The organism is Alkalicaulis satelles, assembly GCF_008630495.1.
Classification (GTDB): domain Bacteria; phylum Pseudomonadota; class Alphaproteobacteria; order Caulobacterales; family Maricaulaceae; genus Oceanicaulis; species Oceanicaulis satelles.
In genome coordinates, this window is the sequence record NZ_VWOJ01000001.1 from 1002615 (window position 1) to 1016010 (window position 13396).

The 13396-nt window shown below is 66.2% G+C and carries 14 protein-coding genes and 1 riboswitch; of the genes, 3 read left to right on the plus strand and 11 right to left on the minus strand.

The genetic code is table 11. From position 1 onward, the window contains the following. Window positions 1-18 precede the first annotated feature (18 nt). The 7 genes from F1654_RS04890 to gcvT form a co-directional block, all read right to left on the minus strand. A complete protein-coding gene (locus F1654_RS04890) occupies window positions 19-300 on the minus strand; it encodes a hypothetical protein (protein WP_150022348.1) in 282 nt (93 codons plus the stop codon). 161 nt (window positions 301-461) lie between these two features. Then, window positions 462-2033 carry an aminomethyl-transferring glycine dehydrogenase subunit GcvPB gene (gcvPB, locus tag F1654_RS04895; RefSeq protein WP_150022349.1) on the minus strand — a complete coding sequence of 524 codons (1572 nt, stop codon included), beginning with the start codon at window positions 2031-2033 and terminating at the stop codon, window positions 462-464. A 2-nt stretch (window positions 2034-2035) separates the two neighbouring features. Then, complete coding sequence (locus tag F1654_RS04900; protein WP_150022350.1) at window positions 2036-2872, minus strand: alpha/beta hydrolase; 837 nt, start codon at window positions 2870-2872, stop codon at window positions 2036-2038. Continuing rightward, window positions 2869-4218: an aminomethyl-transferring glycine dehydrogenase subunit GcvPA gene (gene gcvPA, locus F1654_RS04905; RefSeq protein WP_150022351.1), complete on the minus strand. Its 1350-nt coding sequence runs from the start codon at window positions 4216-4218 to the stop codon at window positions 2869-2871. The genes F1654_RS04900 and gcvPA overlap by 4 nt, the downstream gene beginning before the upstream one ends. After that, window positions 4218-4862 (minus strand): FMN-binding negative transcriptional regulator, encoded by a 645-nt coding sequence (locus tag F1654_RS04910; RefSeq protein WP_150022352.1) that lies wholly within the window; start codon window positions 4860-4862, stop codon window positions 4218-4220. Before F1654_RS04910 ends, gcvPA begins: the two co-directional genes overlap by 1 nt. Before the next feature lie 20 nt (window positions 4863-4882). Continuing rightward, a complete protein-coding gene (gene gcvH / locus F1654_RS04915; protein WP_150022353.1) occupies window positions 4883-5248 on the minus strand; it encodes a glycine cleavage system protein GcvH in 366 nt (121 codons plus the stop codon). Between the two features lie 26 nt (window positions 5249-5274). Next, window positions 5275-6375, minus strand: coding sequence for a glycine cleavage system aminomethyltransferase GcvT (gene gcvT / locus F1654_RS04920; RefSeq protein ID WP_150022354.1), 1101 nt, complete (start codon window positions 6373-6375; stop codon window positions 5275-5277). Between the two features lie 183 nt (window positions 6376-6558). Continuing rightward, window positions 6559-6649, minus strand: a riboswitch (glycine riboswitch). A gap of 206 nt (window positions 6650-6855) precedes the next feature. On the opposite strand from gcvT, the gene F1654_RS04925 reads away from it, so the two are divergent. Beyond that, complete coding sequence (locus F1654_RS04925) at window positions 6856-7710, plus strand: hypothetical protein (RefSeq protein WP_233205132.1); 855 nt, start codon at window positions 6856-6858, stop codon at window positions 7708-7710. A 19-nt stretch (window positions 7711-7729) separates the two neighbouring features. Here F1654_RS04925 and argS read toward each other — a convergent pair whose 3' ends face one another. Continuing rightward, complete coding sequence (gene argS / locus F1654_RS04930; protein ID WP_150022356.1) at window positions 7730-9493, minus strand: arginine--tRNA ligase; 1764 nt, start codon at window positions 9491-9493, stop codon at window positions 7730-7732. A gap of 10 nt (window positions 9494-9503) precedes the next feature. Further along, window positions 9504-10088 carry a hypothetical protein gene (locus tag F1654_RS04935; RefSeq protein ID WP_150022357.1) on the minus strand — a complete coding sequence of 195 codons (585 nt, stop codon included), beginning with the start codon at window positions 10086-10088 and terminating at the stop codon, window positions 9504-9506. 161 nt (window positions 10089-10249) lie between these two features. On the opposite strand from F1654_RS04935, the gene ispH reads away from it, so the two are divergent. Both ispH and rnhA read left to right on the plus strand, forming a co-directional pair. Continuing rightward, the gene (gene ispH / locus F1654_RS04940; RefSeq protein ID WP_150022358.1) at window positions 10250-11194 is read left to right on the plus strand and encodes a 4-hydroxy-3-methylbut-2-enyl diphosphate reductase; all 945 of its coding nucleotides are present in this window, start codon (window positions 10250-10252) and stop codon (window positions 11192-11194) included. Beyond that, entirely contained in the window at window positions 11191-11652 is a 462-nt protein-coding gene (rnhA, locus tag F1654_RS04945; protein ID WP_150022359.1) for a ribonuclease HI, read from the plus strand. Before ispH ends, rnhA begins: the two co-directional genes overlap by 4 nt. Here rnhA and F1654_RS04950 read toward each other — a convergent pair. Continuing rightward, a complete protein-coding gene (locus F1654_RS04950; RefSeq protein ID WP_150022360.1) occupies window positions 11649-12779 on the minus strand; it encodes an EAL domain-containing protein in 1131 nt (376 codons plus the stop codon). The two genes, rnhA and F1654_RS04950, sit on opposite strands and share 4 nt — an antisense overlap. Next, entirely contained in the window at window positions 12776-13354 is a 579-nt protein-coding gene (locus tag F1654_RS04955; RefSeq protein ID WP_150022361.1) for a GNAT family N-acetyltransferase, read from the minus strand. The genes F1654_RS04950 and F1654_RS04955 overlap by 4 nt, the downstream gene beginning before the upstream one ends. Window positions 13355-13396 lie beyond the last annotated feature (42 nt).

Below are 13396 nucleotides of genomic sequence, written 5' to 3' on the forward strand. Positions count from 1 at the left end.
AGATGGGCGGCCAGAGGCTTAGTCGCGCTGGCCGCGGTCGAAGAAATGCTTCACCCGCTCCCACACCGCCGGATGGCGGCGCAGCCAGCCCGTGATCGCCCGGTGGGCGGTCTTGGAGGTGGCCGCCAGCAGGATCAGCGCCAGAATGGCCAGCGGCAGACCCAGCGGAATGGGCAGGAAGAACAGGGGGATGGAAATCGCCAGCAGGAACAGGCCCAGCGCCACGCCAATGGCGCGCAACACCGCCTGGACGATGTGCGTCACGCCGTTACGGCCCCAGCCATTCATGCCTTCGTTCATCGCCACCGCGTTCTGGCTCCCGTGCGCCGGCCGGACCGGCAGGGCGTCGGCTTAATCTAATGCGCCGCACCCGGCCCGACAAAGTGCGCCGGACCGGTTTTAGCAGTCAGTGCATGCAGGCCGCGGCGATTGTGTGGCGGCGCGGCGCTTCAGGCTTCAGCTTATTCAGCCGCTTGGGGCTGATCCTGCGGCGGCGTCCAGCGCAGCACCGGACTGCGCGCGGCGCGGGTTTCGTCCAGCCGCTTGGCCGGCGCATGGCGCGGGGCGGCGGTGAAGCGCTCGGTTTCGCCGTTCTGCGCCGCCAGGGCGAGGCCTTCGAGGGTGTCGCAGAACCGGTCCAGCGACGCCTTGCTCTCGGTCTCGGTGGGTTCGATCAGCATGGCGCCATGGACCACCAGCGGGAAATACATGGTCATGGGGTGATAGCCCTCATCAATCATCGCCTTGGCGAAATCGAGGGTGGACACGCCCGTGCCCTTCAGGAAGCGGTCGTCAAACAGCGCCTCGTGCATGCAGGTCCCGTCAAAGGCCGCCGTCATCACATGGCGCAGGCGCGCCAGCACATAATTGGCGTTCAGCACCGCATCCTCGGCGGCCTGTTTCAGCCCGTCCGAGCCATGGCTCATCATGTAGGAGAGCGCGCGGGTGAACATGCCCATCTGGCCGTGGAAGGCGACCATGCGCCCGAAGGGTTCGCCTTCGGCCTCGTGCTCATGCTCGACCATGCGCCAGGTCTCGCCCTCGCGCACCACGTAAGGCACCGGCGCATAAGGCGCCAGGGCTTGCGAGAACACCGTCGGCCCCGAGCCCGGCCCGCCCCCGCCATGGGGGGTGGAGAAGGTCTTGTGCAGATTGATATGCATGGCGTCGATGCCCAGATCGCCCGGCCGCACCCGCCCGACAATGGCGTTGAAATTCGCCCCGTCGCAGTAGAAATACCCGCCCGCCTCATGGATCAGGTCGGCGATCTCCTTGATGTCACGCTCGAACAGGCCGCAGGTATTGGGGTTGGTCAGCATGATGCCGGCCACGTCCGGGCCCAGCTTGGCCTTGAAGGCCTCCATGTCCACCCGGCCCGTGGCGTCGGCGGGGATCTCGTCGCAATAGAAACCGCACTGCACCGCCGTGGCCGGATTGGTGCCGTGAGCGCTTTCGGGCACCAGCACCCGGCGGCGTCCGGTCTCGCCGCGCGCGTCCAGCGCGGCGCGGATCGCCATCATGCCGCACAGCTCGCCATGGGCGCCGGCCTTGGGGCTCATGGCCACGCACGGCGTATTGGTCAGCACCATCAGCCAGTGGGCCAGCTCGCCGATCAGCTTGAGCGCGCCCTGCACGGTGGACTGGGGCTGGAGCGGGTGCACGTCGGAAAAGCCGGGCAGGCGCGCCAGCTTCTCGTTGAGGCGCGGATTGTGTTTCATGGTGCAAGACCCCAGCGGGTAAAGCCCCAGATCGATGGCGTAATTCTTACGCGACAGGCGCACGTAATGGCGCATGGTCTCCGGCTCGGCCAGGCCCGGCAGGCCGATCTCGGCTTTGCGCTCCAGCCCGCCCACGCGCAAGGGCGCGCCGGAGGGCTCGGGCAGGTCCACACCGGTCACATCCACGCGCCCGCGCTCGAAGATCAGCGGCTCGGCCTGGTCCAGCCCGCGCGAGCCGGAAAACGTGTCGGTATAGGCCCCCGCATCATGGGCGTGGAGCGGGCGGGAGGGACGTCCCTGGGTGTTCATGGCCATGGTCAGACTTCCACTTCTTCAGCCGCAAAGCGGCAATCAGGAAAACGGTCGGACAGGAACGGCCACACGGCCGTTTCGTACATCCCGTTCTGGGCGAGCGTATTGTGGCCGGCATTATCGATCAGGATCCGGGTCACCGGCGCCCGGGCCAGAGCGGCCAGCCGTTCGGAATGGCGGGCGGGAATGATGGTGTCCGCCGCGCCATGGACGATCAGGATCGGCATGTCGACGTCCGCGATCATCTCGTCCGTGCGGTAGCGGTCGCGCAACAGCCATCCCACGGGCAGAAACGGCATGCTTTCGCGCGCCACCGCTTCGGCCGACAGGAAGGGCGCCTCCAGGATCAGGGCGTTGAAATCATGATCCGCCGCCAGCCTGACCGCCGGCGCCGAGCCCAGCGAAAACCCGTGCACCACAATTTCCCCGGCAGGCGTGCCGTCCTCGATCAGCGCCATGAAGCCCGCTTCGGCGTCGGCATACAGGCCCGCCTCGCTCGGCGTGCCGGTGGAGCCGGCATAACCCCGCCAGGACAAGGCCAGGACGCCCGCACCGGCGCGGTTCAGCTGCTCGTACAGCCAGCCGGACGAGGGCACATGCCCGGCATTGCCGTGCAGCAGCAAAAGGGTCGGGCATCCCGGACGCGCCGCGGCCCGCCAGGCCGCCAGCGTCTCTCCGTCTTCGGTGTCCACCTGCACCGCCGTGAAGGGCGAGCCCTGGGGCGGCTCGCCCGCCGCCGGGTTGGGGAAATAGATCAGATGCGCCTGAAACGCCCACGCCAGCGCCGCCACGGCGAGATAGCCCGCCGCGGCAATGCCGAGAATGAGCGCAGCCAGCCTCATCCCAGCACCTCTTTCAGGCGCGTCTCGAGCGCGTCGAGATCGGTTTCGGTATTGGTTTCGGTCGCCGCCAGGATCAGGAGATCATCGAGCCCGGCGCCCGGATAAAGCCGGCTGGCGGGCACGCCGGCCAGCACGCCGCGCGCGGCCATGGCTTCCACCACGTCTGCGGCGGGCTTGGGCAGGCGCACGGTGATCTCGTTGAAGAAGGCGCTGGTGATCACCTCCACCCCCGGCAGGGCGGCGAGGCGGTCGGCCATCTCACAGGCGCGCTCGTGATTGAGCCGGGCGAGCGTGCGCAGGCCCGCCTCGCCCAGAAGCGTCATGTGGATGGTGAAGGCCAGCGCCATCAGGCCGGAATTGGTGCAGATATTGGAGGTCGCCTTGTCGCGCCGGATATGCTGCTCACGCGTCGACAGCGTCAGCACATAGCCGCGCCGCCCGTCCGCATCCACGGTTTCGCCGGCCAGGCGGCCGGGCATGTTGCGGATGAAATTGCGGTCATTGCGGCAGGCGAACAGGCCCACATACGGCCCGCCGAACTGCAGGCCCACGCCCAGCGACTGGCCCTCGCCCACCACGATATCGGCGCCCATGGCGCCGGGGCTCTCGATGAGGCCCAGCGACACCACTTCGGTGAACACCGCGATCAGCAGCGCGCCTTTGGCGTGGGCGGCCTCGGCCAGCGGGCGCAAATCATGGACCTGGCCGAACACGTCCGGGTTCTGCACCACCACGCAGGCCACATCGCCGGTGATGGCGTCAGCCAGCGCGTCCAGACCGCCGGGAACCGGCGCGGCGGCGTGGATGTCGATATCCATGTATTTGGCCAGGGTGCGCGTGGCCTCGGCATAGTGCGGGTGCAGATTGCCGCTGAGCACCGCGCGCTGGCGCTTGGTGATGCGCGCGGCCATCAGCACCGCCTCGGCGCAGGCGGTCGAGCCGTCATACATCGACGCGTTGGCCACATCGGTTCCGGTGAGCAGCGCCACCTGGGTCTGGAACTCGAACAGGGTCTGGAGCGTGCCCTGGCTGATTTCAGGCTGGTAGGGGGTGTAGCTGGTCAGAAACTCCGAGCGCTGGATCAGATGGTCCACGCTGGCGGGCACATGGTGCTTATAGGCGCCTGCGCCCACGAAGAAGGGCGCTGAAGAGGCGGTCAGATTGCGCCCGGCCATGGCCGCGAAAGCGCGCTCCACCTCCAACTCGGTGGCCCGCCGGGGCAGGTCCACCGGGCCGTCCAGGCGGGCGGCGTCCGGCACGTCGGCGAACAATGCATCGACGCTGGACACGCCAATCGTCTCCAGCATCTCGCTGCGGTCTTCAGGGGTCAGCGGCAGATAGCGCATCAGCCTCGCTCCAGTTCTCTCATCAGCGCCGCCGTCTGGCGCGCGCCCGGGTCGGGTTCGGCGTCCAGGAACGCCGCCACCGCGTCAAAATCCTCGCCCGCCTTGTTCTGGCTGAGCTTCTTTACTGCGTGGACCTCGCGCACCGTCAGGCGCAGGCCCACAATCCCCTTCATCAGCGCCGAGACATAGTCCGCCGGCGCGTCCGCGACAGACCAGGGCTGCGCCCGGCCGGCCTCGAAGCGGTCCGTCAGCTTATCCATCAGCGCGCGCAAGCCCGCCTTGTCCTCGAATGCACTGACCACGCCATGGGCCTCGGCGGCCACATAATTCCAGGTCGGCACCGCGCGCCCGTGCCGGGCCTTGGACGGATAGGCCGAGGCGCTGACATAGGCGTGCGGCCCGGAAAACAGCGCCACCGCCCGCGCGCCCTCGCCCAGGCCCCGCCAGACCGGATTGGCCCGCGCCACATGCCCGCTCAGGGCCGTCAGGCGTCCGTCCAGCCCCTGCTCCATGACCACCGGCGTGCGCGCCGTGACGAACCCGTCTTGCCCCTCGACCACAAGCGTGGCGAACGCAAAGCTGGCGATCACGGCTTGCGCCTCGGCCGGGTCTTCAACAGCAAAGGGGCTGGCGCGATAGTGCATCTGCGGTGAGCCGCTCCCTATCAGGCGATGTGGGCCTTGTAGGCGGCCTCGTCCATCATCGCGTCCAGCTCGGCGGGCGCGGACAGTTTCATCTTCACAAACCAGCCCTCGCCCTCGGGCGCGTCATTGACCTTGGCGGGCTCGCCTTCCAGCGCGTCATTGACCGCCACGATCTCGCCCGTGGCCGGGGCGTAGACTTCCGAGGCGGCCTTGACGCTCTCCACCACCGCCATCTCGCCGCCCTGGGCGACGGATTTGCCGATCTCGGGCAGTTCGACGAACACCACATCGCCCAGCTGTTCGGCGGCGTAGGCGGTGATCCCCACGACGGCGACATCGCCCTCGATGCGGATCCATTCATGGTCCTTGGTGAAACGGGTGGTCATGGGGTGTCTCCTCCAGAGATGACAGGTCAGCCGCGATGGAAGCGATGCGGCGCAAACGGGGTTTTGGCGATCACGGCCGGGCGCGCCTTGCCGCGCACCATCAGCTCGACGCTCTGGCCGGGCTTGGCCAGATCAGCGCGCACATAGCCCATGGCCACCGGCGCGCCCACGGTGGGGCCGAACCCGCCGGACGTGACGACGCCCACGCTCTCGCCCTCAACAACAATCTCCGTGCCCTCGCGCGCCGGGGCGCGATCGCCGGGCAGGATGCCGACGCGCTTTTTCTCCGCCCCGTTTGCGATCTGGGCCAGGATGCGCGCAGCGCCGGGGAAATCGGCCCGCTCGCGGCGTGATTTGGCCAGCGCCCAGACAAGGCTCGCCTCCACCGGGGTGATGGTCTCGTCCATGTCATGGCCGTAAAGGCACAGCCCGGCTTCCAGACGCAACGAGTCGCGCGCGCCAAGGCCGATGGGTTTGACCCGCTCATCGGCCAGCAGCCGGCGCGCCAGGGCGTCGGCCTCACCGGCCAGCACCGAAATCTCGAACCCGTCCTCGCCGGTATAGCCCGAGCGCGAAATCAGCACGTCATGACCGGCCAGCGAAAACGCCCCCGCCTGCATGAAGACCAGCCGCGCCGCATCCGGGCACAGATCGGCCATCACCGCGCCCGCCTGCGGCCCCTGCAGGGCCAGCAGCGCACGGTCGGTCAGCTCGTGCAGCTGGGCGCGGTCACCAAAGCGCGAACGCATATGGGCGAAATCACTGGTCTTGCAGGCGGCGTTGACCACCATGAACAGCCCGGAATCATCGGGCCGCGAGACCATGAGATCATCCATGATCCCGCCTTCGTCATTGAGCAGCAGGGTGTATTTCTGCTCGCCCGCGCCCAGGGCGGCGAGATCGGCGGTGATCAGCGCTTCCAGCGCCGCCTCATCGCCGGTCACCCGCGCCTGACCCATATGGGAGACATCGAACAGGCCCGCCGCGGCGCGCGTGTGATTATGCTCGGCCATGACGCCGTCATACTGGACCGGCATGGCATAGCCCGCGAACGGCACCATTTTGGCGCCGAGCTCCACATGGAGATCGTAAAGCGGGGTCTTTTGAAGGTTCGCCTCGTCGGCCATCGCGTCAGGTCCTTGAAGATGCGGGTTTGCGCCTTCGGCCCCGGACAGGTCCGGAACCATGTGCGCCCCCGCTGTCCCGAGACCTGAGAGATTCCTGCGCGCGCCAAGCTGTCAGCCCGGCGCCGCATTGCTCCTTCGGTGGGGCGGCGAATATGAGGTTCGCGCCCGCTTTCCAGCGTCGGCCATCATCCTGCGGTCCTGTCGCCTGAGCGTTTCCGGGGCGGTTGCGCCTTCGGCGCCGGCGTCTTCGGCCGGTCTCTCCCGCAGGGGGCCTTCATGCATGCCCGGCTCCGCCCGCCTCCCGGCGCTCGCAACCGACGCGCCAACCTAGCCACACGCGGATTCGAGTCAATCGGGGGGAGCGGAGGAAGCACTAAGCTCCGCTCCCGTTACCCTTCCCATTGCCAGTCGTATAAATGTGCCGATACTTGATTGCACGCCCTTGAGCTCAGTTGTAAAAATTTATTGAGGCAAATCCATATGTGGAAAAAAATAAAGCGATTTCCAATTCATAGCGCAATACTGATGATTGCGGGATTAGCCTTTATATTAATATCTATAAAATACATATTAACATCCCCCTCAAATTCGAATTTTATGCACTACATAGGCCTCTCGGGATTAGGTGTTGGGTGCATAGCGCTATCTAATTTGGCGAAATTTAAAAAAATTAAATTCTCTGGGTTCGAAGCAGAAATGTGGGGGGACACGCAAAAAGAAGCTGAACGCATAACTCATAATTTAAAAAGGCTGTTAGATATATTGTCTACAAGGGTAATATTTAATGAGGTGGATTTAAAAACTCTTGAGAATAATAGAAACTGGGAAAGCGTTTGGGAGCTTTATTTTATAATACAGCATGAATACAAAGAATTAGACATAAGCGGAAAACTTTCTACAAATTTGACAAAGCTAAAATCAATTTTCATATATCATAGTCTTCAGTGTGAAATTGACTATATACATAAAAAATTTGCAAATGCGCGTTCAGAGATAGAGAATCGAATAAATGAGATGCACTCTAGATCTGAGATTGATGCAGATGAGCGCGCTCTAAAATTAAAAAAACTTGACCAGCTTCAATTCAACGCCGGTGATGTTTTCGAAAAGGCATCCAATCGCACTCTCGGTGTGCATTTGAATATCATGATTACAGAGGGAAAGAAAAAAATAGAGGAAGAGTGTGGGGTAGATATTGAAATAACAAAAGAGGTTATAGATAATATAAATTACGTACAAGATATGGAGAGAGATGGAAATTTTGCCGGAGACGAGAGAATTATTTCTCTTACAGAAAGGTCTATGAATTACTATTATCTGACGGGCGCCCTTTAGATCCCATTAATACAACAAGTCACATCCGCTCGGGCGCTTCCATGCCGATCAGGTCCAGCGCCAGCGTGAGCTGGGCGAGCGCAGCTTCGGCCAGGCGCAGGCGGCTGGCGCGGATGGCCTCGTCCTTCTCCGGCAGGATCGGGCACTGGGTGTAGAAGGCGGAAAACGCCTGGGCGAGCGAATAGGCGTGCTCGCACAACAGATGCGGCGCGCGGCCCGCCTCGGCGCGTTCCAACGCGGCGTTGAAACCGTCGAGCCGGCGCACCAGCGCGGCCTCGGCTGCATGGCCGGTGCGCACCGGGCCGGGCTCAAGGCCTTCGCCCTTCGCCTTGCGCAGCAGTGAGCCGATGCGCACCGCCTGATAGAGGAGATAGGGGCCGGTCTTGCCCTCAAAGCTCACAAAGCGGTCCAGATCGAAAATGTAATTGGTGGTGCGCACATTCTGCAGGTCGGAGAATTTGATCGCCGCATTGGCCACCTTGCGCGCCACGTCCTCGAAGGCTTCGGGCGGCAGCTCGGCGCCCAGCCCCGCCTCGGTCAGGCGCTGGCGGGCGCGCGCGCGGGCCTCTTCAATCAGGTCGGACAGGCGGAAACTGCCGCCCGCCCGGGTGCGCAGGCGCTTGCCGTCCGGACCGTTGACCGTGCCGAACTTGACGTGCTCCAGCCCGCCCTCCTGCGCCAGCCCCGCCTTCACCGCGGCGCGGAAGACCTGCTCGAAATGGTCCGACTGGCCCAGATCCACCACATAGAGGATGAGCTCAGGGTCCTGCTCGCGGCGGCGTTCCAGAATGGTGGCCAGATCGGTGGTGGCGTAGAGCGCCGAGCCTTGCGAGCTGACCAGGATCAGCGGCGCCAGCTCCTTGTTGTCGTCCTCGCGCGCCACCCGCACGATCCAGGCGCCGTCAGATTCCTCGGCCACGCCGCGCGCCTTGAAATCCTCCACCATGGCGGGGATCAGGTCATTGACGTCGCTCTCGCCCTTCCACAGGTCGAAATGCACGCCCAGCGCGCCGAAATCGTCTTTCAGCGCCGCCACCGACACCGCGATGAAATGGGCCAGCAGGGCGCGATAGCCCGGGCGGCCGGCCTGCAGCTCGGCGGTGGCCTTGCGCGAGCGCTCCTGACGAACTGGGTCTGCCTTGCCCTTGGCGCTGGCCTGGGGATAGAGCCGGGCGAGATCGTCAATGGTCACCGGCGCTTCATCCGGGTACGGCCCGGTGAAGCCGGCGTCGAAATAGGGCAGGTCCGGCTGCTCGTCCTCCAGCTCGGTGATCAGCTGGCCCATTTGCAGGCCCCAATCGCCCAGATGGATGTCGCTGATCACCCGATGGCCGCGAAAGCGCATCAGGCGCTGCAGGCAGTCGCCGATCACGCTGGAGCGCAGATGGCCCACATGCATCGGCTTGGCGACATTCGGCCCGCCAAAATCAATCATCACCTTCAAGGACTTGTCCGCCGTGCGCGCACCGGTGCGCGGATCGGCCGCCAGCGCGTCAGCGCGCTGGTCATAGAGCGCGTCCTGGGGGGTGATGTTGAGAAAGCCCGGCCCGGCGATCTCCACCGCCAGATCGGGACGCGCCGCCGTCAGCTGCGCCGCGACCGTTTCGGCCAGCGCGCGCGGATTGGCCTTGGCGGCCTTGGCCGCGGCCAGCGCGCCATTGCACTGATAGGGGGCCAGATCGGGCCGGCCGCTTTCGATCACCACGCCAAGATCGCGCGGCAATCCCGCCGCCGCGAACGCGTCCGAGACCGCGCCCGTGAGCTGCTCGAGAATGGACGTCATGGCTGCAGGCCTAGTCCTGGCCGGCGGTGACGCGGAAGCGTATGCCGGAGCGGTTGAACTCCAGCTGCTCATCGGTCAGGTCAAAACCCACCAGCACTTCGAAATTGGAGCCGGAGGTGGTCTCGTCCGCGCGCGGAATGCGGATGGAGGGAAACTCCTCGACCAACTCCACCCGGTCCCGGCCCGACGGGAAGCGCGCGGTGACCTGGAAGGTCTCGCGATGGATCACGCCGGTGACATTGCGCTGCGGATCCAGGCGCACCACGGTGATGAACATGTCATAGGTGTGGCTGTCGCCCGCCGCCGCCGGACCGCGCCCGAAGGCCAGGCGCATGGCCATTTCCATATCGATCGGGCTGGCCGAGCGGCCGCTATAGGTGCAATTGCTCACCACATTGAGGATTTCGCCGGTAAAGCCCACATTACGGTGGACAATCTCCTCGCCGGCGAAATTGACGACGCGGTAGGCGTCATACAGCGACAGGGCGTTGGGACACGGTCCCGGATTGGGCTGCGGCCCGCTCAGGGAGTCGCGCACACCCTGGCAGCCGGACAGTGTGAAGGCGGCGGCGAGAAGGCAGGCGGCGATACGCATGAGTGACAGTCCCGGACCTGGTGGCGCGGCGCCCGGTCGCGGACGCCGCCGATAACATCTCCCGCTTCGCCCTTGCAGGGCGGGGCGGGTCTGGTAGACGTCTCTACGACGCGCGCGCCGCGAGGGCAACGCCCGCCCGCGCCGCCTGACAGAGGAAGATCATGACCGCCAAGCCGCCTCTGACTGTCCTGCTGGCCGCTCCGCGCGGCTTCTGCGCAGGCGTGGACCGGGCGATCCAGATCGTGGAGAAGGCGCTCGAACGCTATGGCGCGCCGGTCTATGTGCGTCACGAGATCGTGCACAACAAGCATGTGGTCAACCGGCTCAAGGCCATGGGCGCGGTGTTCGTCAAGGAGCTGGACGAATGCCCCGACGACCGCCCGGTGGTGTTCTCCGCCCATGGCGTGCCCAAGCGCGTGCCCGCCGAAGCGGCGCGGCGCAACATGCTCTATGTGGACGCCACCTGCCCGCTGGTCTCCAAGGTGCATGTGGAGGCCCAGCGCCATCACAAGGCGGGCAAGGAGATCCTGCTGATCGGCCATGCCGGCCATCCTGAAGTGATCGGCACGCTGGGCCAGCTGCCCGAAGGCGCGGTGCACCTGATCGAGACCGTCGAGGACGCCGCCGCCTTCACCCCGCGCGATCCTGAAAACCTCGCCTTCGTCACCCAGACCACCTTGTCGGTGGACGACACCGCCGAGATCGTCGCAGCCCTGCAGGCGCGCTTCCCCGCCATGGCCGCGCCGCACAAGGAAGATATCTGCTACGCCACCACCAACCGCCAGGCGGCGGTGAAAGCCATTGGCCAGGACGCTGATCTGGTGCTGGTGGTGGGCGCGTCCAACTCCTCCAACTCGGTGCGGCTGGTGGAAGTGGCGCTCAGGGCCGGGGCGCGCGCGGCGCATCTGGTTGCCAGCGCCGAGGAGATTGACTGGGCCTGGTTCGAAGGCGTGTCCACGCTCGGCCTGTCGGCCGGCGCCAGCGCGCCGGAGGATCTGGTGGAGGATTTGCTGGCCGCCGTCGCCGGGCGCTACGCCGTCACCATCCGCGAAGCGGTGGTGGCGCGCGAGGACGTGGTGTTCAAACTGCCTCGTGAAGTGGCGTGAGCGGCACGGTCATCATCCACACCGACGGCGCGTGTTCAGGCAATCCGGGACCGGGCGGCTGGGGCGCGCTGCTGGAGTGGAACGGCTCGCAGAAGGAGCTGTCCGGCGCCGAAGGCGAAACCACCAATAACCGCATGGAGCTGATGGCCGCCATCATGGCGCTCGAAGCGCTCAAGCGGCCCTGCCGGGTGCGGCTGGTGACCGATTCCACCTATGTGCGCGACGGGGTGACGCGCTGGCTGCGCACGTGGAAATCCAATGGCTGGAAAACGTCTGCGAAAAAGCCGGTGAAGAATGAGGATTTGTGGCGCCGGCTGGACGCGGCGGCGGCGCGCCACGAGATCAGCTGGGAATGGGTCAAGGGCCATGCCGGCCACCCTGAAAACGAGCGCGCCGACGCGCTGGCGCGCGCGGCCATCGCCACGCTGGGCGGCGGGGATGCGGCTGAGGGCGTTTAGGCGGGCGGGCCGAACCGGCCCTTCAGGCCGGACCTGACCGCCTCGGCCGCATCGGCGGGCCTGAGCGCACGCGCAAAGCGGAAACCCTGGCCCAGATCACAGCCCAGATCGGCGCACAGCGCCGCATCGGCCTCGGTCTCCACCCCTTCGGCCACCACGCGCATGGCGTAACCGTGGGCGATGCGCACCACCGAGGTGATGATGGCGCGCGCCGAAGCGTCGGCGCTGGCTGCGCGGATGAAATAGCGGTCGATCTTGACGGTGTCGAAGGGGAAGCGGTCCAGCCGGGCCAGCGAGGAATAGCCGGTGCCGAAATCATCCAGCGCCAGCGCGATGCCCGCCGCCTTGAGCGCGCGCATGGCCTGTTCAGCTGCGTCAGGATCGCGCATCACCTCGGTCTCGGTGATCTCCAGCCGGAAGTCGCCCGGCGCCAGCCCCGCCCCGCGCGCCGTCTCGATCAGCGCTTCGGCGAAGGCGGGATCGCACAGCTCTCCGGCGGTGGCGTTGGCGGCCACATAAAGGGCGCTGGAGGACGCTGCGCGCCAGCCCGCCGCATCGCCCGCCGCGCAGGCGCGCACCGCCGCGCCCACAGCGCCGCCCAGGCCATGCTCCAGCGCCAGGGGCAGGAAATCGTCCGCGCGCATCACCGTGCCGTCGGCGCGCACCCAGCGCGCCAGCGCCTCGAACCCGGCCAGGCGCCGGTCTTTGAGCGAGACAATGGGCTGGTAATGGGCGATCACCGCGCCGGTTTCCAGCGCCTCGCGCAAGGCCGCTTCCAGATCCAGCTGCTCCAGCCCGTTCTCCGGCGCCGCGCCGGCCGGCAGGATCAGCCCGCGCCAGATCCCGTCCGCACCCGGGCGTCCGATCAGGCGGATCAGGCGCAGCCGCCCGTCCTCGCCCACCAGGCGCAGGCGAACATCCAGCGCGCGTTTGTCTTTGAGCGCCTCCAGCGCCGGGCGGTCGCCCGGCGCCAGGCGCGCGGCGAGCGCGTCCAGCGCGCCCTCTGCCGCCGTCCGGGCCAGTCCCAGCGCGCCCGCCGCGCCGTCCAGCGACAAGGCCTGGCCGTCAAAGGCCAGAGCCAGGGCGCCGGCGGCGTCTGCAGATGCGCGAAAATCGGCCCCGCTCATGAGACCGGATCGTCAAACAGGATGGCGAAGCGGTCATGGTCGCGCCATTCGCCATCAATTTTCAAAAACCGGCGCGCGCGCCCCTCATGGGTGAAGCCCAGCGACACAAGCAGGGCGCGCGAGGCGTCATTCTCCAGCCGGGTCGCGGCCTCCACCCGGTTCAGGCGCAAGACCTCGAACGCATAGGCCAGCACCCGGCGCACCGCCGCGCGCGCATGGCCCCGGCGCACATAGGGCGCGCCGATCCAGTAGCCCAGATCGGCCGTCTGCAGCACGCCCCGGCGCACATTATTGAGATTGCACGCGCCCACCAGCACGTCATCGGCCTGGCGGAAGACGAAGAAGGGATAGCCCGTCCCGTTGTCCAGATCGCTCTGATAGCGCCGCATCCGGCGCTTATAGGCCGAGCGGGTCAGCTCATCCTGGGCCCAGGCCGGCTCCCAGGGGCGGGTATGGGCGCGGCTGGCGTAACGCAGCTTGGCCCAGCTGTCATAATCCTCGGCCCGGGGCGCGCGCAGGCGCACCCCGTCGCCCCACAGCACCGTGTCCTGACTGTCTTCGCGCCACAAGGCCATGGGGCCGCTTCCCTGAGGTCCATTCCCCGCCCGTCCAATAGA

Coding starts and splice junctions, on each gene's coding strand:
- F1654_RS04890 (WP_150022348.1), bottom strand. CDS start 300: ATGAACGAAGGCATGAATGGCTGGGGCCGTAACGGCGTGACGCACATC.
- gcvPB (WP_150022349.1), bottom strand. CDS start 2,033: ATGGCCATGAACACCCAGGGACGTCCCTCCCGCCCGCTCCACGCCCAT.
- F1654_RS04900 (WP_150022350.1), bottom strand. CDS start 2,872: ATGAGGCTGGCTGCGCTCATTCTCGGCATTGCCGCGGCGGGCTATCTC.
- gcvPA (WP_150022351.1), bottom strand. CDS start 4,218: ATGCGCTATCTGCCGCTGACCCCTGAAGACCGCAGCGAGATGCTGGAG.
- F1654_RS04910 (WP_150022352.1), bottom strand. CDS start 4,862: ATGCACTATCGCGCCAGCCCCTTTGCTGTTGAAGACCCGGCCGAGGCG.
- gcvH (WP_150022353.1), bottom strand. CDS start 5,248: ATGACCACCCGTTTCACCAAGGACCATGAATGGATCCGCATCGAGGGC.
- gcvT (WP_150022354.1), bottom strand. CDS start 6,375: ATGGCCGACGAGGCGAACCTTCAAAAGACCCCGCTTTACGATCTCCAT.
- F1654_RS04925 (WP_233205132.1), top strand. CDS start 6,856: ATGTGGAAAAAAATAAAGCGATTTCCAATTCATAGCGCAATACTGATG.
- argS (WP_150022356.1), bottom strand. CDS start 9,493: ATGACGTCCATTCTCGAGCAGCTCACGGGCGCGGTCTCGGACGCGTTC.
- F1654_RS04935 (WP_150022357.1), bottom strand. CDS start 10,088: ATGCGTATCGCCGCCTGCCTTCTCGCCGCCGCCTTCACACTGTCCGGC.
- ispH (WP_150022358.1), top strand. CDS start 10,250: ATGACCGCCAAGCCGCCTCTGACTGTCCTGCTGGCCGCTCCGCGCGGC.
- F1654_RS04950 (WP_150022360.1), bottom strand. CDS start 12,779: ATGAGCGGGGCCGATTTTCGCGCATCTGCAGACGCCGCCGGCGCCCTG.
- F1654_RS04955 (WP_150022361.1), bottom strand. CDS start 13,354: ATGGCCTTGTGGCGCGAAGACAGTCAGGACACGGTGCTGTGGGGCGAC.